The 23,594-nt window shown below is 70.3% G+C and carries 22 protein-coding genes and 1 pseudogene; 12 read left to right on the forward strand and 11 right to left on the reverse strand.

Features of this window, described 5'->3' with window-relative positions:
• Window positions 1-159 precede the first annotated feature (159 nt).
• Window positions 160-1,392: an MFS transporter gene (locus ABD329_RS11890; RefSeq protein WP_198281228.1), complete on the reverse strand. Its 1,233-nt coding sequence runs from the start codon at window positions 1,390-1,392 to the stop codon at window positions 160-162.
• A gap of 167 nt (window positions 1,393-1,559) precedes the next feature.
• Here ABD329_RS11890 and ABD329_RS11895 point away from each other — a divergent pair, with 167 nt between their 5' ends.
• The 9 genes from ABD329_RS11895 (at window position 1,560) to ABD329_RS11935 (ending at window position 12,877) form a co-directional block, all read left to right on the forward strand.
• Window positions 1,560-2,537, forward strand: coding sequence for an ArsR/SmtB family transcription factor (locus tag ABD329_RS11895; protein ID WP_198281229.1), 978 nt, complete (start codon window positions 1,560-1,562; stop codon window positions 2,535-2,537).
• A 205-nt stretch (window positions 2,538-2,742) separates the two neighbouring features.
• Window positions 2,743-3,906 carry a mandelate racemase/muconate lactonizing enzyme family protein gene (locus ABD329_RS11900; RefSeq protein ID WP_198281230.1) on the forward strand — a complete coding sequence of 388 codons (1,164 nt, stop codon included), beginning with the start codon at window positions 2,743-2,745 and terminating at the stop codon, window positions 3,904-3,906.
• Between the two features lie 175 nt (window positions 3,907-4,081).
• On the forward strand, window positions 4,082-5,104 hold the full coding sequence (locus ABD329_RS11905; protein WP_198281231.1) for a zinc-dependent alcohol dehydrogenase: 1,023 nt from the start codon (window positions 4,082-4,084) through the stop codon (window positions 5,102-5,104).
• Between the two features lie 198 nt (window positions 5,105-5,302).
• Complete coding sequence (locus tag ABD329_RS11910; protein WP_344316326.1) at window positions 5,303-6,292, forward strand: hypothetical protein; 990 nt, start codon at window positions 5,303-5,305, stop codon at window positions 6,290-6,292.
• Between the two features lie 33 nt (window positions 6,293-6,325).
• Entirely contained in the window at window positions 6,326-7,435 is a 1,110-nt protein-coding gene (chvE, locus tag ABD329_RS11915; RefSeq protein ID WP_198278285.1) for a multiple monosaccharide ABC transporter substrate-binding protein, read from the forward strand.
• Between the two features lie 14 nt (window positions 7,436-7,449).
• Entirely contained in the window at window positions 7,450-9,012 is a 1,563-nt protein-coding gene (gene mmsA / locus ABD329_RS11920) for a multiple monosaccharide ABC transporter ATP-binding protein (RefSeq protein ID WP_198278284.1), read from the forward strand.
• Entirely contained in the window at window positions 9,009-10,241 is a 1,233-nt protein-coding gene (gene mmsB / locus ABD329_RS11925; protein ID WP_020871552.1) for a multiple monosaccharide ABC transporter permease, read from the forward strand. Before mmsA ends, mmsB begins: the two co-directional genes overlap by 4 nt.
• A gap of 43 nt (window positions 10,242-10,284) precedes the next feature.
• Window positions 10,285-11,454 (forward strand): aldose epimerase family protein, encoded by a 1,170-nt coding sequence (locus tag ABD329_RS11930; RefSeq protein ID WP_198278283.1) that lies wholly within the window; start codon window positions 10,285-10,287, stop codon window positions 11,452-11,454.
• Window positions 11,455-11,602: 148 nt separating this feature from the next.
• Complete coding sequence (locus tag ABD329_RS11935) at window positions 11,603-12,877, forward strand: pyroglutamyl-peptidase I (RefSeq protein ID WP_198278282.1); 1,275 nt, start codon at window positions 11,603-11,605, stop codon at window positions 12,875-12,877.
• Here the strand turns inward: ABD329_RS11935 and ABD329_RS11940 are convergent.
• The 5 genes from ABD329_RS11940 to ABD329_RS11960 form a co-directional block, all read right to left on the reverse strand.
• Window positions 12,849-13,322 carry an NUDIX hydrolase gene (locus ABD329_RS11940; protein WP_198278281.1) on the reverse strand — a complete coding sequence of 158 codons (474 nt, stop codon included), beginning with the start codon at window positions 13,320-13,322 and terminating at the stop codon, window positions 12,849-12,851. The genes ABD329_RS11935 and ABD329_RS11940 overlap by 29 nt on opposite strands.
• Before the next feature lie 102 nt (window positions 13,323-13,424).
• Window positions 13,425-14,078: a YdcF family protein gene (locus tag ABD329_RS11945; RefSeq protein ID WP_198278280.1), complete on the reverse strand. Its 654-nt coding sequence runs from the start codon at window positions 14,076-14,078 to the stop codon at window positions 13,425-13,427.
• Between the two features lie 162 nt (window positions 14,079-14,240).
• Window positions 14,241-14,456 (reverse strand): hypothetical protein, encoded by a 216-nt coding sequence (locus tag ABD329_RS11950; RefSeq protein ID WP_198278279.1) that lies wholly within the window; start codon window positions 14,454-14,456, stop codon window positions 14,241-14,243.
• Window positions 14,456-14,773, reverse strand: coding sequence for a hypothetical protein (locus tag ABD329_RS11955; RefSeq protein ID WP_198278278.1), 318 nt, complete (start codon window positions 14,771-14,773; stop codon window positions 14,456-14,458). Before ABD329_RS11955 ends, ABD329_RS11950 begins: the two co-directional genes overlap by 1 nt.
• Window positions 14,770-14,943 carry a hypothetical protein gene (locus tag ABD329_RS11960; RefSeq protein ID WP_198278288.1) on the reverse strand — a complete coding sequence of 58 codons (174 nt, stop codon included), beginning with the start codon at window positions 14,941-14,943 and terminating at the stop codon, window positions 14,770-14,772. Before ABD329_RS11960 ends, ABD329_RS11955 begins: the two co-directional genes overlap by 4 nt.
• A gap of 98 nt (window positions 14,944-15,041) precedes the next feature.
• Between ABD329_RS11960 and ABD329_RS11965 the strand changes: the two genes are divergently transcribed.
• Window positions 15,042-15,797 carry a DUF5919 domain-containing protein gene (locus tag ABD329_RS11965; protein ID WP_198278277.1) on the forward strand — a complete coding sequence of 252 codons (756 nt, stop codon included), beginning with the start codon at window positions 15,042-15,044 and terminating at the stop codon, window positions 15,795-15,797.
• Complete coding sequence (locus tag ABD329_RS11970; RefSeq protein WP_198278287.1) at window positions 15,790-16,257, forward strand: NUDIX hydrolase; 468 nt, start codon at window positions 15,790-15,792, stop codon at window positions 16,255-16,257. Before ABD329_RS11965 ends, ABD329_RS11970 begins: the two co-directional genes overlap by 8 nt.
• Before the next feature lie 74 nt (window positions 16,258-16,331).
• Here ABD329_RS11970 and ABD329_RS11975 read toward each other — a convergent pair whose 3' ends face one another.
• The 3 genes and pseudogenes from ABD329_RS11975 to ABD329_RS11985 form a co-directional block, all read right to left on the reverse strand.
• Window positions 16,332-17,132 (reverse strand): EI24 domain-containing protein, encoded by an 801-nt coding sequence (locus ABD329_RS11975; RefSeq protein WP_198278276.1) that lies wholly within the window; start codon window positions 17,130-17,132, stop codon window positions 16,332-16,334.
• Between the two features lie 57 nt (window positions 17,133-17,189).
• Window positions 17,190-18,077, reverse strand: a pseudogene (locus ABD329_RS11980) (exonuclease/endonuclease/phosphatase family protein); the annotation flags it as partial.
• 202 nt (window positions 18,078-18,279) lie between these two features.
• Complete coding sequence (locus tag ABD329_RS11985; protein ID WP_198278275.1) at window positions 18,280-19,329, reverse strand: pectate lyase family protein; 1,050 nt, start codon at window positions 19,327-19,329, stop codon at window positions 18,280-18,282.
• Between the two features lie 321 nt (window positions 19,330-19,650).
• On the opposite strand from ABD329_RS11985, the gene ABD329_RS11990 reads away from it, so the two are divergent.
• On the forward strand, window positions 19,651-20,433 hold the full coding sequence (locus tag ABD329_RS11990) for an intradiol ring-cleavage dioxygenase (RefSeq protein WP_425574319.1): 783 nt from the start codon (window positions 19,651-19,653) through the stop codon (window positions 20,431-20,433).
• Window positions 20,434-20,522: 89 nt separating this feature from the next.
• On the opposite strand, the gene arfA is transcribed toward ABD329_RS11990, so the two are convergent.
• Together arfA and ABD329_RS12000 are read right to left on the reverse strand one after the other, a co-directional pair.
• A complete protein-coding gene (gene arfA, locus ABD329_RS11995; protein ID WP_344316328.1) occupies window positions 20,523-22,031 on the reverse strand; it encodes an arabinosylfuranosidase ArfA in 1,509 nt (502 codons plus the stop codon).
• 376 nt (window positions 22,032-22,407) lie between these two features.
• Entirely contained in the window at window positions 22,408-23,520 is a 1,113-nt protein-coding gene (locus ABD329_RS12000) for an ABC transporter substrate-binding protein (protein WP_198281892.1), read from the reverse strand.
• Between the last annotated feature and the right edge of the window lie 74 nt (window positions 23,521-23,594).

The following is a 23,594-nucleotide window of genomic DNA, read 5'->3' on the forward strand; positions in this document are numbered from 1 at the left end:
CTCACCCCCTTGCGGCGTGTCCGGCACCGCCCAACGGGTGGCCGCCGAGCGCCCGGTTGACCCCGGCGCACCGCCCACGGCCACCCCCGGTGACGCCCTTACGGTGCTCACCCTCGCCTTACGGTGCTCACCCTCGCCTTACGGTGCCCGCCCTCGTCCTTACGGTGCCCGCCCCTCCCTGGCCGTCTCCTCGACCGTCCCCTCCGCCGGGGCCACATGAGGCCGACGCGCACCGGGATCGCCCCGCAGCCCAGGGGCCAGGGCCAGGGTGACGGCCACGGAGACCGCCGCCAGCGTGGCCATCGCCACCGCCGGTGCGGTGCGCTGGGCCAGCGCGCCCGCGAGGGCGGCGGACACGCCCTGCATGGTGAGCATGCCGGAGGAGTGCAGCCCCAGGGCCTGGCCGCTCATCTCGTCCGGCGTCAGGGCCATCAGCCGCTGCTGGAGCGCCAGCGTGGCCGAGAAGCCGATCGAGGCGAGGGCGACGGCGGCCAGCGCGAGCGGCAGCGGCGGACGCAGGGCGAAGACCAGATACGGCGCGGCGAGCAGCAGCCGCAGGGGCGCCGCGAGCCGCTCCCGCCGGTGCGGCGGCAGCAGCCGCCCGGTGAGCAGGTCCCCCGCCAGCATGCCGAGGGAGCCCACGGCGAAGAGCAGTCCGGCGTGCCGGGGCGCGTAGGGCACGAAGAGGGACTCACAGCCGACGATCAGCCCGTTGGGCACCCAGAGCGCGTAGTAGACACGGCGGCGGGGCGCGGAGGACCACAGCCGCGCGTTGACGCGCCAGGTCTCGGCCACCGAGGGCCGTCCCCCCGCCCGTGCCGGGCGCCCGCTCAGCCCGAACCGGGCGGTCGCCCCTGCCAGCACGTACAGCGCGGCGGCGGTGAGCAGGGTGCCGCGCGCCGAGAGGGCGGTCACGAGGAGGCCGCCGGCCGCGTATCCGCCGATCTGCATGGTGCCGCCCGACATGTTGAGCACCGAACGGCCCAGCAGATAGCCGTCCTTGGGCAGGATCTCGGTGAGCAGCCCGTAGCGGACGGCGCCGCCCAGGGAGGCCGCCGCGCCAAGACCGAACACGATGGCGAGGACGGCCGCCACGGGCAGCCCGGGGAGGGCCAGCGCGGCGGTCCCCAGGGCGAAGAGGGCCGACAGCCCGGACAGCGCGGCGCGCGGCGGCAGCCGGTCGGCCGCCGACAACAGCGCCAGCGCGCCCGCCACCTGGGCGAGCGAGGGTCCGAACATGCTGAGCGCGGAGAGCAGCGGTGAGCCGGTCGCGGCGTAGACCAGGGTGCCGAGGGCGAGGCCGCTCGCCGTCGAGGCGGCCACCTGTGCGGCGGAGACCAGGAACAGCGGGGTGAACTCCGGGACCCGGAACACTTCTCGATAAGTGCGCATGGCGTTCAGGCTCGGGAGTCGCCGCGCGGCGGCGTTAATGTTTCGCGCGGACGCGAAACGACGCGAAATGACGCGGGACGACACACGACGACACGGGACGACACACCGACGACGCGCGACGACGCGGGACGGCACAAGACCACGGGGTGGCGGCGGGAGGCGGCCGGATGGGGCTGTGGCTGGTGGACGCGGATACGCTCGCGGGCGGCCGGTTCGTCCGCTCCGCCCTGGCCGAGACCACCGCCGCCCTGATCACCCTGGAGCGGGCGAGCGCCGCACACCCGGGCGAGCGGGCCTGGCTGGACGCCCATCTGCCCGCCTACCGGGCGCGGTTGGCCGACGACCCGGTGACCGCGCTGCTCGTCCGGGCCGCGCTCGGCCGGACCTGGCTCGCGGACTTCCTCACCCAGGCGCCGCCCGGCGAGGGCGAGCCGTCCTTCGAGGAGGAGCTGGCCCGGATCCGTACGACGGCCCCCGCAGCCGCCCGCTCCGACCTCACGGTCTCCCTGGGCCGCGCCCCGCTCCCGGCCGCGCTGTGCCGCGACGATCTGCCGTGGCTCCTCGCGGAGCTGCTGGAGTGGGTGTGGACGGAGGCCGTACGGCCCACCTGGCCGCGCCGCCGCCGGATCATCGAGGCCGATGTGGTGGCGCGCACCGGCCAGGTGAGCCAGGGCGGCTGGGCGGCCGTCCTGGACGGTATGCGGCCGGGGATGCGCTGGCTGGGCGGCAGCCGGCTCCAGATCAACGCCCATGACAACCCGCCCCGCGCGATCCACGGCGCCCAGCTGCTCTTCGTCCCCGTAACCCCCGCCACCGGATGGGTCTCCTGGGACGCGCCACACCGCTACGCCGTGGTCTACCCCTGCGCCGGTGCCCTCGCCGGGTCCGACTCGCGACCGGCCGCCGGCCCGCTCGGCCGCCTGCTCGGCCCGGCCCGCGCGAGCGTACTGCTCCTCCTCGACACCCCGAAGAGCACCACCCACCTGGTGGCCCTCACCGGCCAGACCCTGGGCTCGGTCGGCCGCCATCTGCGCGTGCTGCGCGAGGCCCAGCTGGTCCGCAGGCGCCGGGCGGGGCGATCGGTTCTGTACGACCGGACGACGGCGGGCGAGGTCCTGGTGAAGGCGCAGCGCGGCGCCGGATAGTGCGGGCTTCGCAAAGAACATCCCGATAGCCATGTTGTCCAGCGAGATGATCGGTCATGATGGTTCTTGATCGGTCATGATGGGTTGTCACGTTCGAACGTCATTCGACGCACAACCATTGACACCTCTGACGGGCACTTACTACCGTCACGTCAACATTTCGAACGAGTGACGAAATCTCGAACACCGTGAAGGGTCGATTGCTGTGCGCATCACCGGTATCAGTACGCATGTCGTCGGCACCCCCTGGCGCAATCTCACCTATGTGCAGGTCCATACGGACGAGGGGATCACCGGCGTCGGCGAGACCCGCATGCTCGGGCGGACCGATGCGCTGCTGGGCTATCTGCGTGAGGCCGAGACCAATCACCTGGCCGGGTCGGACCCGTTCGCGGTGGAGGACCTGGTCCGGCGGATGAAGTACGGCGACTACGGCCGGGCGGGCGAGATCGTGATGTCCGGCATCGCCTGTGTGGAAATGGCCTGCTGGGACATCAAGGGCAAGGCGCTCGGGGTGCCCGTCTGGCAGCTGCTCGGCGGAAAGGTGACGGACCGGGTCAAGGCGTACGCCAACGGCTGGTACACCGTGGAGCGCACGCCCGAGGCGTTCCACAAGGCGGCCTCCACGGTGGTCGAGCGCGGCTACCGGGCCCTGAAGCTGGACCCGTTCGGCACCGGCCACTTCGAGCTGGATCACGCCGAGACCCTGCACTCGCTCTCCCTCGTGGAGGCCGTGCGGGACGCGATCGGCCCGGAGACCGAGCTGCTGGTGGAGATGCACGGGCGGTTCAGCCCGGCGACGGCCGTAAGGATCGCGGGCGAGCTGGAGCGGTTCCACCCGTCGTGGCTGGAGGAGCCGGTGCCGCCGGAGAACCTCAAGGCGCTCGCGAAGGTCGCGGAGAAGACGCGGCTGCCGATCGCCACGGGCGAGCGCATCCACGACCGGATCGAGTTCCGCGAGCTCTTCGAGTCGCAGGCCGCCGACATCATCCAGCCCGACGTCGGCCACATCGGCGGCATCGGCGAGGCGCGCAAGCTGGCCGCCACGGCCGAGACCCACTACGTCCTGATCGCCCCGCACAACGTGGGCGGCTCGGTGCTGACCGCCGCGTCGCTCCAGCTCGCGGGCTGCACCCCGAACTTCAAGATCCTTGAGCACTTCAACGACTTCGCCGACGCGGAGATCAAGAAGGTGGTCAAGGGCGCCCCGCAGGTCGTGGACGGCTACTTCCAGCTCTCCCACGAGCCCGGTCTCGGCGTGGAGCTCGACACCGACGCGGCGGCCGAATTCCCCCAGCAGCAGGCCCACTTCGACCTGTGGGCCGAGGGCTGGGAGAAGCGGGATCCCTCCGGGGGACGTGGCGAATGAGCGCCGTGGGACGTCCCGCCGTCGTCACGGCCGGGCTCGTCACGACCGGGCTCGTCACGACCGGGCTCGTGACGGCCCGGCCCGTCACGGCCGGGCCTGCCCCGGCCCGGGCCGTCGGCATGGTTCCCCCGGCGGGCCGGGTAGCGACGAAACGAACGGAGCAGACATGAGCCGCATGGACGACGCGCTCGTCCTCGAAGGACCCGGCAGCCACCGGCTGGAGACCCGTACCGTGACGGAGCCCGGGCCGGGCGAAGCGAGGGTGCGGGTGTTCGCCTCCGGGATCTGCGGCAGCGATCGCGAGCTGTACCAGGGCAACCGGCCCGAGGGCTATGTCCGCTACCCCGTCATCCCCGGCCATGAGTGGTCCGGGACGGTCGAGGCGGTCGGCGCGGGCGTCCCGGAGGCGCTCGTCGGCCGCAAGGTCGTCGGCGAGGGGTTCCGCAACTGCCAGGTGTGCGACCGCTGCCACGCCGGGGACACCACCTTGTGCACGGCCGGGTACGAGGAGACCGGCTTCACCCAGCCCGGGGCGATGGCCGACACCCTGACCCTGCCGGCCCGGCTGCTGCACCCGCTGTCCAACGACGCCGACCTGGGCGCGGCCGCGCTGCTCGAGCCCGCCGCGTGCGTCGCCGCCGCCGCGCTCAAGGCCCGGACCCAGCCCGGTGAGCGGGTCGCGGTGGTCGGCACCGGCACGCTCGGCATGATCGCCGTGCAGTTCCTCGCCGCCGTCTCCCCCGCGCGGCTGCTGGTGGTGGGCACCCGCCCGGACCGGGAGCAGTTGTCGCTCTCCTTCGGCGGCACCGAGTTCCGCACCCGGGACCAGCTGTCCGACCAGCTCTCGGGCTATGACGTGGTGATCGAGACCGCCGGTTCGGCCTCCGCCGCCCGTACCTCCGCCTCCCTGCTGCGCCGGGGCGGCCGGCTGGTGCTCACCGGCATCCCGGCGGCGGGCGCGGAGGGTCTTGACCCCACCGACCTGGTGGTACGCCAGATCGAGGTGCAGACCGTCTTCGGGGCCCCGCCCGCCGCCTGGTCGCACACCGTACGGGTCTTCGACGCGGGGCTGCTGAGCCTGCGGCCGCTGATCACCCATGAGCTGCCGCTGGCCGACTTCGCCTCCGCGATCGAGCTGGTCGGCAGCGGCGATCCGGCCGTCGGCAAGGTGCTGCTGCGTCCGCAGGGCCTCGGCTAGCGATGGGTGAGACCGCGCCGTGTCAAGTCTCCCGCTCCCAACTCCAGTCGCCCCACCAGCCCTTGGGGCCCGACTCCAGTCGTCCCACCAGTACTCCCGACCGTCTCTAGTCATCACCCCAGCCCCACTAGGACAACGATGTCCTGGGCAGCACCAGCCGGACGCCGAACCACCGGCCATCACTCCACAGGGAGCACCGTGACCGCCGCCTCACCCGCCTCTTCCGGCCCCCGTCGCCCCGCCGACGCGGCCCTCGCGTCGCTCGGCCACGCCGCGCCCGCCCCCGACCCCGCCGACACCTCCGCGCACACCTTCCCCGACGGCGGCACCTGGCGCACCGAGATCCCCTCCGTCGAGGGCCCGGAGGCGCTGGCCACCGTGTTCAAGGAGGCCGGGCGGCTGGATGTGCCGATCCACCGGATCAGCCAGGGCAGCGGCGTCTGGATGCTCACCGATGCCGAGATCACCGAGATGGTGGAGTCCTGCGCCGAGCGGAACGCCGAGCTGTGCCTGTTCACCGGCCCCCGCGGCACCTGGGACATCGGCGCCGCCACCCGCTCCGACTCCGGCGGCGGGGGGCTGCGCGCCCGTGGCCATGACGCGGTGGCCGGCTGTGTGGAGGACGCGCTGCGCGCGGTCTCGCTGGGCGTGAAGTGCCTGCTGGTGGCCGACGAGGGCGTGCTGTGGCTGCTGAACCGGCTGCGGGCGAGCGGCGAGCTGCCCGCGGACACCACCTTCAAGCTGTCCGCGCTGGTCGGTCCGGTCAACCCGGCCTCGTTCGCGGTGTACGAGCAGCTCGGGGCCGACTCCATCAACATTCCGTCGGACCTGACGCTGGAGCACCTCACCGAGATCCGCCGGGTCTCCCGCGCCCCGATGGACTTCTACGTCGAGGCCCCGGACGACCTCGGCGGCTATGTGCGGCTCTATGACGCGGCGGAGCTGATCCGGCGCGGTGCCCCCATCTATCTGAAGTTCGGGCTCAGCAAATCCCCGGGGATCTACCCGTACGGCGCCCAGCTGCGCGACGTGGCGCTGGGCAGCGCCCGCGAGCGGGTGCGCCGCGGGCGGCTCGTGCTCGACCTGCTCACCCGGCTGGGCGCGGACGGCGGGATGTCCCCGCTCGGCTCCCGGCTGCCGGGTCCGCTGCGGCGTTTCACCGCCGACGCGGACCTCCCCAGTTCCTGAAGCAACGACGCCCCAGGGAAGGACCCCAACACCATGCGCACGGTAAGAGGAGCACGAGCCGCGGCGATAGGCGCCGGCCTCCTCGCGCTCTCGCTGACCGCCACGGCCTGTGGCCAGGAGGCGGTCGGCGGCAGCCGGTACAAGAGCAAGGAAAAGGGAGGCACGATCGGCATCGCGATGCCGACCAAGTCCTCCGAACGGTGGATCACCGACGGCCGCAATGTGGCCAAGCAGTTCCAGGCGGCGGGCTACAAGACGGACTTGCAGTTCGGCGAGGACGACGTCCGCACCCAGGTGGCCCAGCTCGAAAACATGATCACCAAGGGCCACCGGCTGCTGGTGATCGCGCCGATCAACGGCGGGGCGCTCAACGACGTCCTGAAGCAGGCCCATGACGCCAACATTCCGGTGATCTCCTACGACCGGCTGCTGCTGGGCACGCCGAACGTCGACTACTACGCGACCTTCGACAACGAGAAGGTCGGCAGGCTCCAGGGCCAGTACATCGTCGACAAGCTGGGGCTGGCCAAGGGCCGCAAGGGCCCGTTCTCCATCGAGCTGTTCGCCGGCTCGTCGGACGACAACAACACCCGGTACTTCTACAACGGCGCGATGAGCGTGCTCAAGCCGTACATGGACAAGGGTGAGCTGATCGTCCGCTCCAAGCAGACGAGCCTCAACCAGCTCTACACCGAGAAGTGGAGCGGCAGCGCGGCGCAGGACCGCATGGAGGACCTGCTCAACAAGTCGTACAGCACCGAGGACGTCGACGCCGTCCTCTCGCCGTACGACGGCATGTCCATCGGCATCCTCTCGGCGCTCAAGAGCGCCGGCTACGGCACGAAGGCCAAGCCGTTCCCCGTGGTCACCGGCCAGGACGCGGAGCTGGCCTCCGTGAAGTCCATCATCCGGGGCCAGCAGACGCAGACCATCTACAAGGACCTGCGCAAGCTGGCGAAGGCGACCGTGCGGATAGCCAAGGCGGAGCTGACCGGCGGCAAGGCCCCGATCAACGACACCAAGTCGTACGACAACGGCAAGAAGGTCGTGCCGACCTATCTGCTCAATCCGGTCAGCATCGACAAATCCAACACCCAGGTGCTGGTGGACCAGGGTTACTACACCGCGTCGCAGCTCAAGTAGGGCGGTACCGGGCCATGAGCACCATTCTCGAATTGCGTTCCATCACCAAGACGTTCCCCGGTGTCAAGGCGCTCTCCAATGTCAATCTCCAGATCCGCCAGGGCGAGATCCACGCCCTCTGCGGGGAGAACGGCGCGGGAAAGTCCACCCTGATGAAGGTGGTCAGCGGGGTCCATCCGCACGGCAGCTACGACGGCGAGATCCTCTTCGACGGCGAGGCGTGCGCCTTCAAGGACATCCGCGCCAGCGAGCAGCGCGGCATCGTCATCATCCACCAGGAACTGGCGCTGATCCCCTATCTGTCCATCGCCGAGAACATCTTCCTCGGCAATGAGCACTCCCGGCGCGGCCTGATCAGCTGGAACGAAACCCTCAGACACGCCACCGCGCTGCTCAAGCGGGTCGGTCTGACGGATTCGCCGCAGACCCGCGTCACCGATATCGGCGTGGGCAAACAGCAGCTGGTGGAAATCGCCAAGGCGCTCTCCAAGGAGGTGAAGCTGCTCATCCTGGACGAGCCGACCGCGGCGCTCAACGACGAGGACAGCGGAAAGCTCCTGGATCTGCTGCTGGAATTCAAGGCGCAGGGCATTTCCTGCATTCTGATCTCCCACAAGCTCAATGAGATCCGCCGGGTCGCCGACTCCGTCACCATCCTGCGCGACGGCCAGACCATCGAAACCCTGACCGTCCGGGAGACCCCCGAGGCCAGCCCCGAGATCTCCGAGGACCGCATCATCCGCGGCATGGTCGGCCGCGACCTCGACCACCGCTTCCCCGACCGCACCCCGTACGAGGGCGAGGACGCCTCCGAGGTGGCCCTGGCCGTCGAGGACTGGACCGTCCACCACCCCATCGACCAGCAGCGCAAGGTCGTGGACGGGGTGTCGCTGAACGTACGGCGAGGGGAGATCGTCGGCATCGCCGGGCTGATGGGCGCCGGCCGCACCGAGCTCGCCATGAGCGTCTTCGGGCGGGCGTACGGGCGGTACGCGGGCGGCCGGGTGTTCCGGGACGGCCAGGAGGTCCGTACCCGCACCGTGCCGGAGGCCATCGACCACGGCATCGCGTACGTCACCGAGGACCGCAAGCACTACGGGCTGAACCTCGAGGACACCATCAGCCGCAACGTCTCGCTCTCCTCGCTCGGCAAGGTGGCGCGCCGCGGTCTGGTCAACGAGCACGAGGAGTCCCGGGTCGCCGAGCGGTTCCGCAAGACGATGAACATCAAGGCACCCACGGTCTTCGAGCGGGTCGGCCGGCTCAGCGGCGGCAACCAGCAGAAGGTCGTGCTCAGTAAGTGGATCTTCGCAGGTCCGGAGGTGCTGATCCTCGACGAGCCGACCCGCGGCATCGACGTCGGGGCCAAGTACGAGATCTACACGGTCATCAACGATCTGGCGGCCCAGGGCAAGGCCGTCATCTTCATCTCCTCCGAGCTGGGCGAGCTGCTGGGGATGTGCGACCGGATCTACACGATGGCGGCCGGGCGGCTGACCGGGGAGGTTCCCCGGGACGAGGCGAACCAGGAAGTCCTGATGCGCCATATGACAAGGGACAGAGGAGACGAAGGATGAGCACGGCCACCCAGAAGACCGAGAGCCCGGCCCCACCGCCGGCCGAGGGCTCGCCCAGCATCGGGACGTTGCTGCTCCAGGGCCTGCGGTCCAATATGCGGCAGTACGGAATGCTGGTCGCGCTCGCCCTGATCATCGTCATCTTCCAGATCTGGTCCGACGACATCCTGCTGCGGCCCGGCAACGTCACCAGCTTGGTGCAGCAGAACGGCTACATCCTCATCCTCGCGATCGGCATGATGATCGTGATCATCGCGGGGCACATCGACCTGTCGGTCGGATCGCTCGTCGCCTTCGTCGGCGCGGCCGCCGGCGCGATGATGATCAAACACGATATGCCGTGGGGCCTCGCGGTCGTCCTCTGTCTGCTGCTCGGCGCGGTGGCCGGGGCCTGGCAGGGGTTCTGGATCGCGTACATAGGCATTCCGTCCTTCATCGTCACCCTGGCCGGAATGCTGGCCTTCCGCGGCGGCACCCAGATCCTGCTGGACGGCCAGTCCCTGTCGCCGTTCCCCGACAGCTTCGAGAAGCTGAGCACCGGCTTCATCCCGGAGATGGGCCCGTACACGCAGTACCACAACCCCACCATGGTGATCGGCCTCATCGTCTGTGCCGCCGCCGTCTGGCAGGAGTGGCGGGGCAGGCAGCAGCGGGCGGCCTATGAGCTGGACGTGGCGCCGATCGGGCTGTTCTTCGTCAAGTGCGCCGCGATCGTCGCCGCCGTGATGGCCTTCACCATGACGCTGTCCAGCTGGCACGGCGCGCCGTACGGGCTGCTGATCCTCGCCGGTCTCTTCGTGATCTTCAGCTTCGTGATGCGCAACACCGTCATCGGGCGCCATGTGTACGCCCTCGGCGGCAACCAGCCGGCGGCCAAGCTGTCGGGTGTCCGGGACAAGCGCGTCACCTTCCTGGTCTTCGTCAACATGGGTGTGCTGGCCGCCCTCGCCGGTCTGGTCTTCGCCGCCCGGCTGGGCTCCGCCACCCCCAGTGCGGGCCTCAACTTCGAGCTCGAGGCCATCGCCGCCGCGTTCATCGGCGGCGCCTCGGCCAGCGGCGGTGTGGGCACGGTGCTCGGCGCGATCATCGGTGGTCTGGTGCTCGGCGTGCTCAACAACGGTATGTCGCTGGTCGGCATCGGTACCGACTACCAGCAGGTGATCAAGGGTCTGGTGCTGCTGGCCGCGGTCGGCTTCGATGTCTGGAACAAGCGCAAGGTCGGGTCGTAACCCATCAGCTGTCCCCCATGGATCTAGCCTTATGGAGCCGCATATGACCACGAGCAGACGCACGGTGATCACGGCGGCGGCGGCCGGACTGGCGGCGGCGGCCGCCACGACCGGCACCGCCCACGCGAACAGCGGAGGGGACTCCGCGGGCAAGGGAGGCGCGGTGAAGGAGCACTTCGGCACGCTCGCGGACGGCACCGAGGTCGACCGCTGGACGATCGAGAACGCCCGCACCCGGCTGCGCGTGCTCAGCTACGGCGGCATCGTGCAGGCCCTGGAGATCCCCGACCGCCACGGCCGCCGCGCCAATGTGTCGCTCGGCTTCGACGACCTGGACTCCTATGTGGCGGACAGCCCGTACTTCGGCGCCCTCATCGGCCGCTACGGCAACCGCATCGCACGCGGCACCTTCACGCTGGACGGCAAGAAGTACCAGCTGCCGATCAACGACGGGCCGAACAGCCTGCACGGCGGCGACAAGGGCTTCGACAAGCGCGTCTGGTCCGTGGAGCCGTTCCGCAAGGGTGCGGACGTGGGGCTCACCCTCCGCCGGGTGAGCCCCGACGGCGAGATGGGCTACCCCGGCACGCTCACCGTGCGGGTGGACTACACGCTCACGGCGGCGGGCGACTTCCGCATCGACTACGAGGCCACGACCGACAAGGCGACGGTCGTGAACCTCACCAACCACACGTACTACAACCTGGCCGGGGAGGGCAGCGGCTCCGTCTACGACCACCGTCTCGAGATCGCCGCCAGCCGCTACACCCCGGTCGACAAGACCCTCATCCCCACCGGTGAGCTCGCCAAGGTGGCCGGGACCCCGTTCGACTTCCGCCGCGCCAAGGAGATCGGCCGGGACATCCGGGAGGCGCACCAGCAGGTGCTCTACGGGCAGGGGATCGACCACAACTTCGTGCTGGACAAGGACATCACCAGCCGTCCGGAGCACTTCCTGACGGTGACCGAGCCGGAGTCCGGCCGGGTGATGCGGATCGCCACGACCGAGCCCGGTGTGCAGTTCTACACCGGCAACTTCCTGACCGGCACGTTCGCGGGCACATCGGGCCGGGTCTACCGGCAGGGCGACGCCTTCGCCCTGGAGACCCAGCACTTCCCGGACTCGCCGAACCAGCCGTCGTTCCCCTCGACGGTGCTGCGGCCGGGGCAGACGTACCGGTCGACGACGGTGCACTCGTTCTCGACGCGCTGAGCGGCTCCGCCGCGCGCGGCCCGTAGTTCCTCGGTTCCCCTCCCGTCCCGAGCTCAAGAGCTCGGGACGGGAGGGGTTGTCTTTTCCCCCGACCCCGGCCTCGACCCGGCCCCCGTCATCCGACACTCCTCACCCGAGAGGACCCCGCATGAGACCGATACGCCCCCGGCTAGCCCTGCTCGGCGCCGCCCTGCTCACCGCCGCTCCCCTGGCCCTCGCCGTGCCGACGACGGCCGCAGCCGACACCACCGCCACCCCCACCGTCGAGGAGCGGCGCCTCGACCAGGCCGCGCCCCAGGAGATCCTGCGCCGCAGCGGTTTCGACGACGTGGCACCGGACTTCGCCCGCGCCCTGGCGGGCGTACGGTCCCCTGCCGAGGCCGAGCGGGTGGTCACCCGCGAGGGCCGGGCGCTGTGGAAGCGGGCCGTGGACCGCGTCCAGGGCCGGGGGCCCGCGGGCGGGGACCTCAGCCGGGACGACGACCGGCCGCTGTACTGGGCGCGGCTCGGGATGACCCGCGCGCTCGGCCAGTGGCAGCCGGGCTTCCCGCTCACCGACGCCCGCCGCGCGGCGCTCCTCGACACGCTGGAGCGCACCTCGCGCGGGCAGGACTCACTCGACCTCCCCGCCGGTCAGCACATCAAGCGCATCGTGGTCACCGGCTTCGACCCGTTCCAGCTGGACGCCGACGTCCGCCGCTCCAACCCCTCCGGCGCGGCCGCGCTCGCGCTGGACGGGACGACGATCCGTACGGACAGCGGCCCGGCACGCGTCGAGACGGCCGTCTTCCCGGTCCGCTGGGCCGACTTCGCGGACGGCACGGTCGAGCGGACCCTGCTGCCCGCCTTCCGGTCGGGCCCGCGCCGGGTGGACGCCTTTATGACCGTGAGCCAGGGCCGGGTGGGCCGGTTCGACGTCGAGCGCACCAACGGCGCCTGGCGGGGCGGCTACCCCGACAACGCGAACGTCTCCCGCACCGAGACCGTACCCATCCCGGCCGGTGTGCCGACCCCGCACCCGCAGCCGCAGTGGACGACGACCACCCTCCCCCACGAGAAGATCGTCGCGGCGGACACCGGCCCCACCCCCGTCTACGACCACACCGAGGTCACCGAGATCCCGGCGGGCGCCACGACCCCCGTGGTCCGCCCGAACGGCCCGACCCCCGGCTCGACGGCCCGCGCGGGCGGTGGCGGCGACTACCTCTCCAACGAGATCGCCTACCGCGCCACGCTGTTGCGCGACGCGGTCGACCTGAAGGTCCCGGGCGGTCATCTCCACACCCCGGTCCTCCAGTTCGGCCCGGACAACACCGACCCCGCCACGGGCGAGATCACCGACCCCAACTTCGTCCACAACCGCGAGGCCATCACCGCCCAGGTCCGCTCGATCCTCACCGTGGTCGCGACCACGACCCGTTGACGCCCCGAGCCTCACGCTCAGCAAGCAGCAGCGCCAAGGGCCCGGCCGGAAGCAGAAAGCGACCCTGCGCGACCGCGTCGATCGCGTCGCCCATCGACCACCACGAAAGCTTGAAGTCCCGTTCGGTGGGGGTGAGTTCCTGAGGCCCGACGGTCAGCCGTCGGGCCTCGAAAAGATCCACGCGAGCCGTGGAGCCGAGGGTCATCGCGTACGACCCCAGCGAACGCCACGTCTCGGCCACGACCCCGGCCTCCTCCCGCAACTCCCGCCGCGCACACTCCTCCGCCGTTTCCCCCGCCTCCCTGCGCCCGCCGGGCAGGAACAGGTACTCACCGCCATGGCGGGGGAAATCCGCGCTCAACACGGCCACCAGCCCATCGGCGGCGCGGGCCACCACGACAGAGGCGTCACGGACGGGTCCATGACCCTGAATATCGTCGCTCATGGCCGGCGAGCGTAGCGGCCATCACCGCACCATCGCCGCGTACGGCACGGTATGCGCCTGGGCACGTTCGTCTGCGCGCACAGCCCGCCGGGAGGCGGGAGGTCAGGAGATGAGGCGGCTGGTGAAGCCGTCGCGGATGAGAGTTTCGAAGGCGGCATGCACGTCCTCCGGGACGTCCTGCTCGATGGCGAACCCGAGCTTCGGATACTCGATCAGCCGCTGGAGGTCGTCGGTGACGAGTTTCTCGTCGCCGATGCTCTTGAGGTAGTCGTCGAACTCCAGTGGCTCCGACGCGCAGATCACTTCGGCCTCGGGCCACATTTTGCGGGCAGTGGCAAAGGAGCGTCGCTCCATGTAGGGCATGGAGACCAGCAGCACTCTCTCCGGCATCATCCCGGTGGCGGCCAGGACCTCCCGGGAGAAGGTGATGTTCTGGCCGGTGTTGCGGGCCTTGGGCTCCAGCAGGATCGCTTGCTCGGGAACGCCGAGTGCGATGGCGTGCTCGCGGAAGTGGACCGCCTCACCGCGGGGGAACCGCTCCGGCGCGGTGGGGTTGGGCCCACCGGTGAAGACCAGGGCTGGAAAGAGCCCGGCGCGATACAGCCGAGCACAGAAGGCGGGCACGCCGAGGTCGTGGCTGCCCAGGCCGATCGCAACATCGCATGGTCCCACCTGATGGTGCATCTGGTGGTAGTCCCAGATCAGCTTGGCCTGCTGGCGCTGGTCTTCGGTGATGGCCCGCTGATTGCCTGTCACTCGTCTGTCTCCCTGGTCACCGTCGTTTGGAGGCCGGATACCCCCTCGGTCGAAATCCTGATGCCCTCGATGCTGCGGAGCTGGTGGCTCAGGCCGAGCCGGGGCCGTCCGCCCTGGTCCGCCCACGAGAGTCGGAGGCGAGGGACGGAGCGGACGGCGGTCTCAGGACCGAATGAAGCGGTCGGGGTTGTTGTGGTCCCGGTGGCGGGGACACTGGCACGGCGGCCACGCCTGCCCCAACGGGTAGGCGTCGCTCTTCTCCCCCGCGAGGACGGCCACGATCGCGCGCCGGGTGATGCCGATCCCGTCACGCGCCACGGTGTAGACGCGCATCGTCATCTTCGGCCGCTCGTTCCGGTCCGGCCGGCTGTCGGCCATCAGCGGCCGCCCTTCTCAACCGGTGCGAGGAGCTGGAGCACGGTGCGCAGGCTCCGCTTCACCGCGCCGAGGTGGTAGGCCAATTCTTCCGGCGCGGCGTCGGCCAGGCTCAGCGCCTCTGCGGCCGCAAGACTCTGCCCGGCGACGATGACGACGGCCTGCTCCAGGCCGTCACGGGTAGGCTTTCCGGCCTTGATGCACGCCGGGCACGGGCCCAGACACGGCTCGGCAGGGTTGTGGGGCCCGAAGTCGCCCGGAGCAGCGCACAGAGCGCACCCAGGGGACGGGACGGGTGTGGTCCAGGGGCCGACGGTCAACGGACCACCACCATCCAGTGCGACGCACGCACCAGCCGCGCTCGCGAGCGGCTCTCATGCCATCCCCCTGCGGAGCCGTCGTCGGCCGCCTCGGCCGCCCGATGACGACCGGACAACGGCAGCCACAGCCGTAGCAGCACTTCGAAGATCCACGCGACAGCGTGGGCCATGTCGTCAACCTCCAAGGGGTTGAGGGCCACGCCCCCGGGCCGTCGCCACGGTCGCGGGGGTTTGTACGCCTCCACATTTCCGCTCCCGGGGGGTACTGGTGAACGAAGCACTACGCCGTGCCATGCTTCAAGCTCACACGACAGCCCGGCAGTTGGCGGAGAGCTGTGGCGCCGATATCAAGACTGTCGGCCGATGGGTCACCGAGACGGGACGGGTTCCCCGTGCCCGTCACCGATGGGCCGTCTGCGAAGCACTCGGAGAGGACGAGGCGGTGTTATGGCCAGCAGCCGTAAAGAAAGCGATCAAGGTTGGTCCGGACCGTGAGGTCGTTTCCGTTTATCCGTACCGGTCCGGCTGTCCGGCCTCTCTATGGCGCTCGCTGATCACCAAAGCTGAGCGGGAGCTGACCTTTGCGGGCTACACCAACTACTTCCTATGGCTCGAACATGCCCGATTCGGTACCGCGCTGCGACGCAAGGCCGCCCAAGGATGCCGAGTGCGCTTCCTGCTTGGCGACCCCGACAGTGATCTCACACGGTCGCGCGAGCAGGATGAAGACGTCGCACTCACGCTGTCCACGCGCATCCGCGTGACGCTGGCCGAACTGGAGAAGATCAGAAGCCAGCCGGGCATCGATGTGCGGTACAGCGAGGGACACGCGTATCTATCCGTGTTCCGCTTCGATGACGACATGATCGTTACGCCTTTGCTGACTCATCGCGTGGGACACGATGCGCCCACGCTGCATCTGCGCCGTTACCAGGACGACGGCATGTTTGATCGCTTCGCTTCCCACGTTGAGGAACTGTGGAGACGAGGCAGTCCGGTATGGGAAGGGGAAGATGATGGGTAGGCGGGACTACGAGGACGACCCGAGTGCCCCGGCCGCGAACAGCCTGGTTCCCGCTGCCTCCGCCGTCGTCGTTGACGATGCCGGGCGCACCCTGCTTCAGCGCCGGCGGGACAACGACATGTGGGCGCTTCCCGGTGGTGCCATGCACATCGGAGAGTCGTTGCCGGACTGCGCGATTCGGGAGACGCGCGAAGAGACCGGGGTCGATGTTGAGATCGTCGGCATCGTCGGCACCTACACCAACCCCCGTCACGTCTTTGCCTACGACGATGGCGAGGTGCGCCAAGAGTTCTCCGTCTGCTTCGTGGCACGTCCTGTGGCTGGGCAACTGGCGGTCTCCGAGGAGTCCACCGATGTCCATTGGTTCGACCCCGCAGAGGTTGACGCGCTCCCCATGGTCCCCAGCATCCGGAAGCGGGTGAACGACTGGCGCGACGGCAACATGCCCGCGGCCCGGTAGTCGCCCCGCGGCCTGTTTGGTCCGCCGGGCAAGGCCCCGGCGGACCAAACAGGCCGTCACTCGGGCGTCTGTCGCTACGAGCCGTTGAAGGCGCCCGCCGGGCCCGCCGCCGTTTCGCCCTGCGGCGCCGCGTCCTCGTCCTCGCCCGTCAGGTCGCGTACGAGCAGTGTCGCGCCCGCGACCGCGCCCGGCATCAGGAAGACGGCCACCAGCGGGATCAGGAAGAGGACGGACAGCGGGACGCCGAAGCCGAGGGAGAGCAGGCGGCGGGAGCGGAGCATGCGGCGGCGCTCCTTCAGCAGGATGCCGCGGCGCAGCAGGGCGATCGACGTCAGTTCCTCGGTGAGGAAGAAGGCGGTCACGCAGAAGGCCAGGACGGGGATCACGGTCTGGCCGACCCCCGGGATGAAGCCGAGCGCGAAGAACAGCACGCTCCAGAGGGTGACGCGGATGAGCAGGGCGATGGCCTCGCGCAGCCCTATCCACAGCTCCGTCCAGGTGGACAGCCCGGACTCGGGGACCGCGCCGCCCTCGGAGCGGTCGACCTGCTCGGAGAGCGACTCGTAGAAGGGCTGGCCGACCAGCAGCGTGACCGCCGTGAAGGTGATGATGGCGAGGAAGAGGCAGGTGGCGGCGAAGAGGATCGAGAGCGCGCCGCGGAAGACGCCGAGCCAGGGTGAGGACCAGTCGTCGGCGAAGGGCGTGGCCCATGCGATGACGTCATCGGTCCAGAAGAAGAGGGCGACGAGGGCCGCCGCGTAGCCGACGAGGGTGATCAGGGCGGGAATCATCCCGAACCCCCACCATCTCCCGTGCCGGGCCGCCCAGCGCTGCCCCTTCATCAGATAACCGAAGCCACTCACAAGATCACGCATGGGCCGAAGCCTACTGGGCTAGCGTGGCGCGCCAGGAACGCCGGGTTTGCCGGTCTGCCAGGTGAAGTCGACGGTGTGCGGATAGTGGTCGGACAGCGGTTTGCCGTCGGCGTCGAGGAAGGCCGTGTGCGCGTTGTGGTAGCGGGTGGCGGCGAGGGAGAGCCCCGGGCCGGAGCGGTAGAGGACCTTGTCCACGACCTCGCAGGTGTCGGTGACGTTGTCCGGGTCGCAGACGAGGGCGTCGGATCCGGCGGGCGGGGCCGAGCCGCCGCGCACCAGGTCCACCCAGGCGTCGGTGAGGCCGTTGCGGGTGGCGAGGTCACGGATGTTGTCGGCGGTGCGGGTGTAGCGGGTGTTGGTGTCGCCCATGACGAGCACCGCGTTGTCGGCGGAGTGGGCGGCGATGTAGTCGGAGAGCTGGGTGATGTTGGCGCGGCGGGCGGCGAGGTCGGCGTCCGTCGTCCCCGCGTTGGGATGCAGGTTGTACAGGTCGAGGTAGGCGCCCTCGGCCAGCCGCACCCGGGCGAAGGTGAAGCCCTTCGGGGTGAGGCAGTCGGTGCCGTTGCACCGCTTCCACTTCACCCGCTGGAAGCCGTCGTACGGCAGGTCGGAGAGGGTGTTCAGACCGTCGCCAAAGACGGCGGGGCCGCTGGTGGGGGTGCGGTACGGGTGGTCGTCACCGGCGTAGAGCGCGGCGTGGTAGTTGAAGTCCTCCTGGACATTGACGATGTCGTACGCGCCGAGCCGGGGGGAGATCAGCGGGGTGTTCTTGGCAGGGTGGCTGGACGACAGGCCCTCGGGGAGCCCCGCCACGTTGTAGGTCAGGACGTTGAACGTGCCCGTCCCGGTGTCAGCCACAGCGGGCGTGGCGCCGGATGTCGTGACGGTCGCGCAGAGGGTGAGCGCCGCCGCGGCGGCGACGGCTAAGCGTGCGATGAGTCTCAAGGAGGTGTCCTCTCGGCTGATGAACCACTGACGATGGGCTGCTGGGCGCGGGGCTCGGCGCCGTGAACGTGCTGGACGGCGGCACCGCGCGCGCCATCGCGGCGAACGGCGACGCGGACCCGTGGCGCGATCTGTGGTTCTACGCCAACCCCATGTGGGTGCTGCCCTCCTGACGACCGCCGGGGGCCGGTACCGGCGCGTTTCAGAGCTTGCCCGTCCCCGCCTGGGCGGTGACGGTGGCCACGACGGAGGACGCCGGTTCCGCCGTGTACGCGTACGGCGGGGTGGTGAAGCTGCCCGTCCGGGAGATCTCGGTGGCCGCGCCGCCCAGGTCGTTGCCGCGCAGCACCGCATAGCCGTCGACATCGCTGTCCCGGCTGGTGGTGACGGCCACCTCGGTGTCGCGGAAGACGTTGTTCTCGACCAGCGTCTGCGCACCCATCCGTGAGTGCACACCGGTCTCCGCGCCCTGGACGTAGTTGTCGTAGAAGTGGCCGGTGCCGAAGCGCAGGCTGGGGATGCGGGAGTAGACGTTGGTGAACCAGTTGTGGTGGTACGTCACCTTGAGGTGACCGGTGTCCTCGCTCGCGTTGTTGTCGCTGTGGCCGACCAGGCTGCCCTTGAAGTGGTCGGCGAACTTGTTCCAGGAGACGGTGATGTCGTCCGAGCCGTGGTTGATGTCCAGCAGACCGTCGTAGTAGTCCTTGTCGTGGTCGCGGTCGGCCGAGAAGGTGTTGTGGTCGATCCACACCTTGGTGGACTTCTGCACGGTGATGCCGTCGGACGGCTTCCGGGGCTTGCTGATGGCGAGGTTGCGGACGATGACGTTCGTCGACTCCTTCAGCCGCAGTCCGCCACCGGTGAAGCCGGAGCCCGAACCCACGCCCAGCACAGTGGTGTTGGAGCCGATGTCCACCTGGCCGGTGAGCGAGATCAGCCCGGAGACCCTGACCACCTTGGCCCTGTCGCCGGTGACGGCGGCCTTGAAGGCGTCCAGGGAGGTCACGGTGGTGGCGGTGGCGTTCCCGCCGCCGGTGGTACCGGCGCCGAAGCCGATGGGAGTGGTCTCGGATCGTGCGGAGTCGGCCGAGTCCGCGCCATGGGCGGAGACCGTGGAGAGGCCGCCGAGGGCGAGCGCCGCGGTGACGCCCGCAGCGACCGCGGTCAGCCGGCGCCGGTCGCGGGCGGTGACGCGGGCGACGTCAATGACATCGCCGTCGTCCGTGGTGCCGTGGTCGTGCGTCGAGCGCATGGGGGAGTCCTCTCATCCGGAGGATCTCCACACGGGAGGGGTAATCGCTTGCGGGATGAACGAGGGTGAGCGGCAAGCACGCTGATCACAAAGGCCGGTGGAGATCGCCAAAGGTTGCGGCTCTGACGGTGCGGGGCCCTGGCGCCGGGCGATGTGGTCGGGATCGCCCCGGCGGACAGCGGCCATCCCGGAAGAAGCTAGTAAGCGCTTGCGTCGCTGTCAACACCCGTATGAGGCAGGGGAGTTGGCCGTATCGGGCGTTGACGCGCGGGGACTTTGCCGAACCCACAGGCGCCCCACAGGAAACGCCCCTACCTTTCCATGCTCATGACAGACTTATCCTCCGCCCCCATGGGGCGCCGAAGAGTACTGCTCGCCGGAAGCGCCGCCGCGGCGGCCATCGGGATCGGCGCGGGCACGGCGGCCACCCGCCCGGAGTCGGCCGCGGCGGCCGATACGGCCGTCGGCGCCCGCGACACCGCCGCCATCTGCACACTCACCAAGGAGCTCACCGAGGGCCCGTACTACCTCGACCACGCCCTCGTACGCGCGGACGTCACCGAGGACAAGAAGGGAGTCCCGCTCGAGCTCGTCCTCACCGTCGTGGACACCGCCACCTGCGCGCCCATCAACAAGGCGCTGGTGGAGATCTGGTACTGCGACGCGCTCGGCGAGTACTCCGGCTTCGTCGGCAACAACGGCCACCAGGAGCCGGACAACGGCAAGTTCCTCCGCGGCGGCGTGCTGACCGGCACCGACGGGGTGGCCAAGCTCACCGGGATCTACCCCGGCTGGTACCGGGGCCGCTGCATCCACGTCCACCTCAAGGTGCACACGGGCGTCACGCTCACCCCGGACGGCTCGTTCACCGGCGGCAACGAGATCCACACCGGTCAGCTCTTCTTCGACGAGAAGATCACCCAAGCGGTGGCCAGGCTCTCCCCGTACTCCACCAACACCGTCCCCCGCACTCCCCTGTCCGCCGACGGCATCTACGGCAACGGCGGCACCGCCGCCGGGCTGCTCGCCGTGACGGCGCTGGGCAGCACCCCGTCCGCCGGCTACCGCGGCACGCTCACGGTCGGCGTCGACCCGGACGCCTGACCGACCGCCGCGCCCCGTCCCCCGTTCCATCCCCCGTCCCGTCCACGCCCCGCCCGGCACCCCGGGCGGGGCCTTCGCGCCCGGGGTGCTCAGGCCAGCCGGATGACGTTCCAGGACATCGGCTCCAGCGTGGTGCGCAGGGCGCCGTCCACGAGCTCGGTGCCCGCGCCGGGACGCGGGGTGACGCGCTCGGGGTCGGTGAGGGTGTTACGGGCCTCGGGGTCGGCGTCGGCGAGGACGGTGTGCTCGACCACGCGGGTCACGGGGAGGGCGGGCAGGGCGATCTCCAGCGGGAGCGGCCGGTGCTGGTCGCGGTTGACCGCGAAGACCGTCACCGCGCCGGTGGACTCGTCGAGGACGGCGGTGGCGTGCAGCAGCGGCACCTCGCCGTAGACGGGGGTCTCGTACGTCGGGCCGTCCACCTCGACCCGCAGCACCCGCCCGCGCCCGTGCGCCGACGCCTGCGCGAAGGGGTAGAAGGTGGTCTGCCGCCAGGCGGGGCCACCCGGTTCGGTCATGATCGGGGCGATCACGTTGACCAGCTGGGCGAGGCAGGCGACGGTGACGCGGTCGGCGTGGCGGAGCAGGGCGATCAGCAGCGAGCCGACCACGACGGCGTCGGTGACGGAGTAGCTGTCCTCCAGGAGGCGCGGAGCCTCCTCCCAGTTGGGCGGCTCGGCGTTGTGGTAGTGGGTCTGGTACCAGACGTTCCACTCGTCGAAGGACAGGTTGATCTTCTTCTTCGACTTCAGCCGGGCGCCGATGTGATCGCAGGTGGCGACGACGTTCTCGATGAAGGACTCCATGTCCACGGCCGAGGCCAGGAAGGAGTCGCGGTCGCCGTCGCGCTCCTCGTAGTAGGCGTGCAGGGAGATGTGGTCCACGAGGTCGTAGGTCTCGTGGAGGACCGTGGCCTCCCAGGTGGCGAACGTCGGCATCGACTGGTTGGAGCTGCCGCAGGCCACCAGCTCCACGTCCGGGTCGATCTGCCGCATCGCGCGGGCGGTCTCGGCGGCGAGCCGTCCGTACTCCTCGGCCGTCTTGTGGCCGGTCTGCCAGGGGCCGTCCATCTCATTGCCCAGACACCACAGCCCGATGCCGTGCGGATCCTTGTCGCCGTGGCCGATCCGGAGGTCGGCGAGGGCGGTGCCGGACGGGTGGTTGGCGTACTCCTGGAGCTCGAGGGCCTCGGCGACGCCCCGGGTGCCGAGGTTGAGCGCCATCATGGGCTCGCCGTCGACCTTACGGACGAAGTCGATGTACTCGGAGAGCCCGAACCGGTTGGTCTCGGTGGACCGCCAGGCCAGATCGAGCCGGCGCGGCCGCTCCTCGACCGGCCCGACGCCGTCCTCCCACTTGTGGCCGGAGACGAAGTTGCCGCCCGGATACCGGATGACGGTGACGCCCAACTCACGGATCAGCGCCAGGACATCGGTACGCAGCCCGGCCTCGTCGGCGGCCGGGTGGCCCGGCTCATGGATACCGGTGTAGACGCAACGTCCGAGGTGTTCGACGAACGAGCCGAAGAGGCGGGGGTTGACGTCGCCGACGGTGAAGGCGGGGTCGAGGGTGAACCGGGCGGAATCGGTCTGCGGCATGACGGCCCATCTCTTCGGGTGCCGCGACCGCGCGTAAGCGGGAGGGCGCGACTATTCGACATATCGACCAGCGCTCGTTTCTTCGAACGCGACCGTAAGATCTCGTCACGGCGTGCGTCAATGGCGGGACGGCGTCGGGTTGTCCGCGCCGGGCGGCCCGGGCTAAGCGCTCCGCTGGAAGTGCCGCGATGCGTCGTTGGCCATCTGCGGCGCCGTCGTGGCTGGTCGCGCCCGCGCGGCGGAGCCGCACATCGACACAGCCCCGCGCCCCCTTCGGGGCGCCACCGAACCGCAGCCGACTTCCGCCGATCCGCTGAGGACCCCGCGCCGGGGGTACCCCCGTTCCGATCAGCCGTACTCGGTCAGCCGTACTCGGTCAGCCGGTGTGGAGGATCCGAAAGCGATCGGGTTCCGCCGGATCCCGGTCGACTACCTGGATCGGCGGCCAGGTCCATTGCCACACGCTGATGCCCGGCGTACGGGAGAACCGGATCCGCCCGCGGGTGCCCTCGACCGCGACGCCCGGCCAGGACGCGGCGACGCCCGCCCGGTCCGTGCCCTGGGCACGCAGCACCTCGGCGAGGACGGCGCCCGTGTCGTAGCCCTCGAAGGCGACGAAGGAGGGCGCCGCGGCCAGCCGCTCGCGGAGGGCCGACTCGACCCGTGCGCCCAGTGGGCTGAGGCGGTCGGGCAGATAGCGCAGGAACGGGATCGCGGCGCCGTCCTCGCCCAGCGACGTCGCCCACTCGGCGAACTCCGGCTGCCCGGCCGGAGCCCCGATCATGATCTCGGCGAGGCGCTGGTCACGGCGGACGGACCGCACGATCGACACGGCCGGCTCCGGGTGGCCGACCAGAAGCAGGAGGGCGGTCGCGCGATGGGCGACGAGTTCGTCGCACACGGCCGCGGGGGTGAGCGCGCGCATGTCGAGTTCGATGACGGTGCCACCGCGTGGCGCGAGATGGTCCCGCAGGACGCCGGTCCCGGATGCCCAGTAGACACTCGGCTCGGCCGCCACGGCGATGCGGCTGTGGCCCGCGCCGAGGAGGAAGTCCGCGTAGATCCGCCAGCCGTGGGACTGCGCCGGGGCGAGCCGCGCGACCCAGTCCGTCGACCGTTCGGTGAGCGCGTCGAGAACCGCCGACGAGCAGAGGAACGGCAGGCCGAGGGCGTCGGCCCGGGCGGCGGCGGCACGAGCGACGACGCTGTGGTACTCCCCCGCCACGGCGACCACGCCCAGGCCGTCCAGTTCGTCCACGGCCGCCGCGGCCTTCGGCGGGTCGGCCGCGGTGTCCCGGACCACCAGCTCGAGTGGGCTTCCGGCGATCCCGCCGCCGTCATTGACATCGCGTATGGCCAGCTCGAGGCCCGCGAGCAGATGGTGACCCGCCTCGGCCCAGCCGGGCCGGGTCAGCGGAACGAGAGCTCCGATCAGAACGGGTGATCCGTCTCGCCGTGGCGGGCGCGCCTGGGTGACCATGCCGGACATTGCATCCGCCACCGTCGCCGACAGGCAACCGATTATGCGTTCGCCGCCCCGGCGGGCGCCTCACCCCGGCGGGC

The sequence above is a fragment of the Streptomyces javensis genome (assembly GCF_039525925.1).
GTDB lineage: Bacteria > Actinomycetota > Actinomycetes > Streptomycetales > Streptomycetaceae > Streptomyces > Streptomyces asiaticus.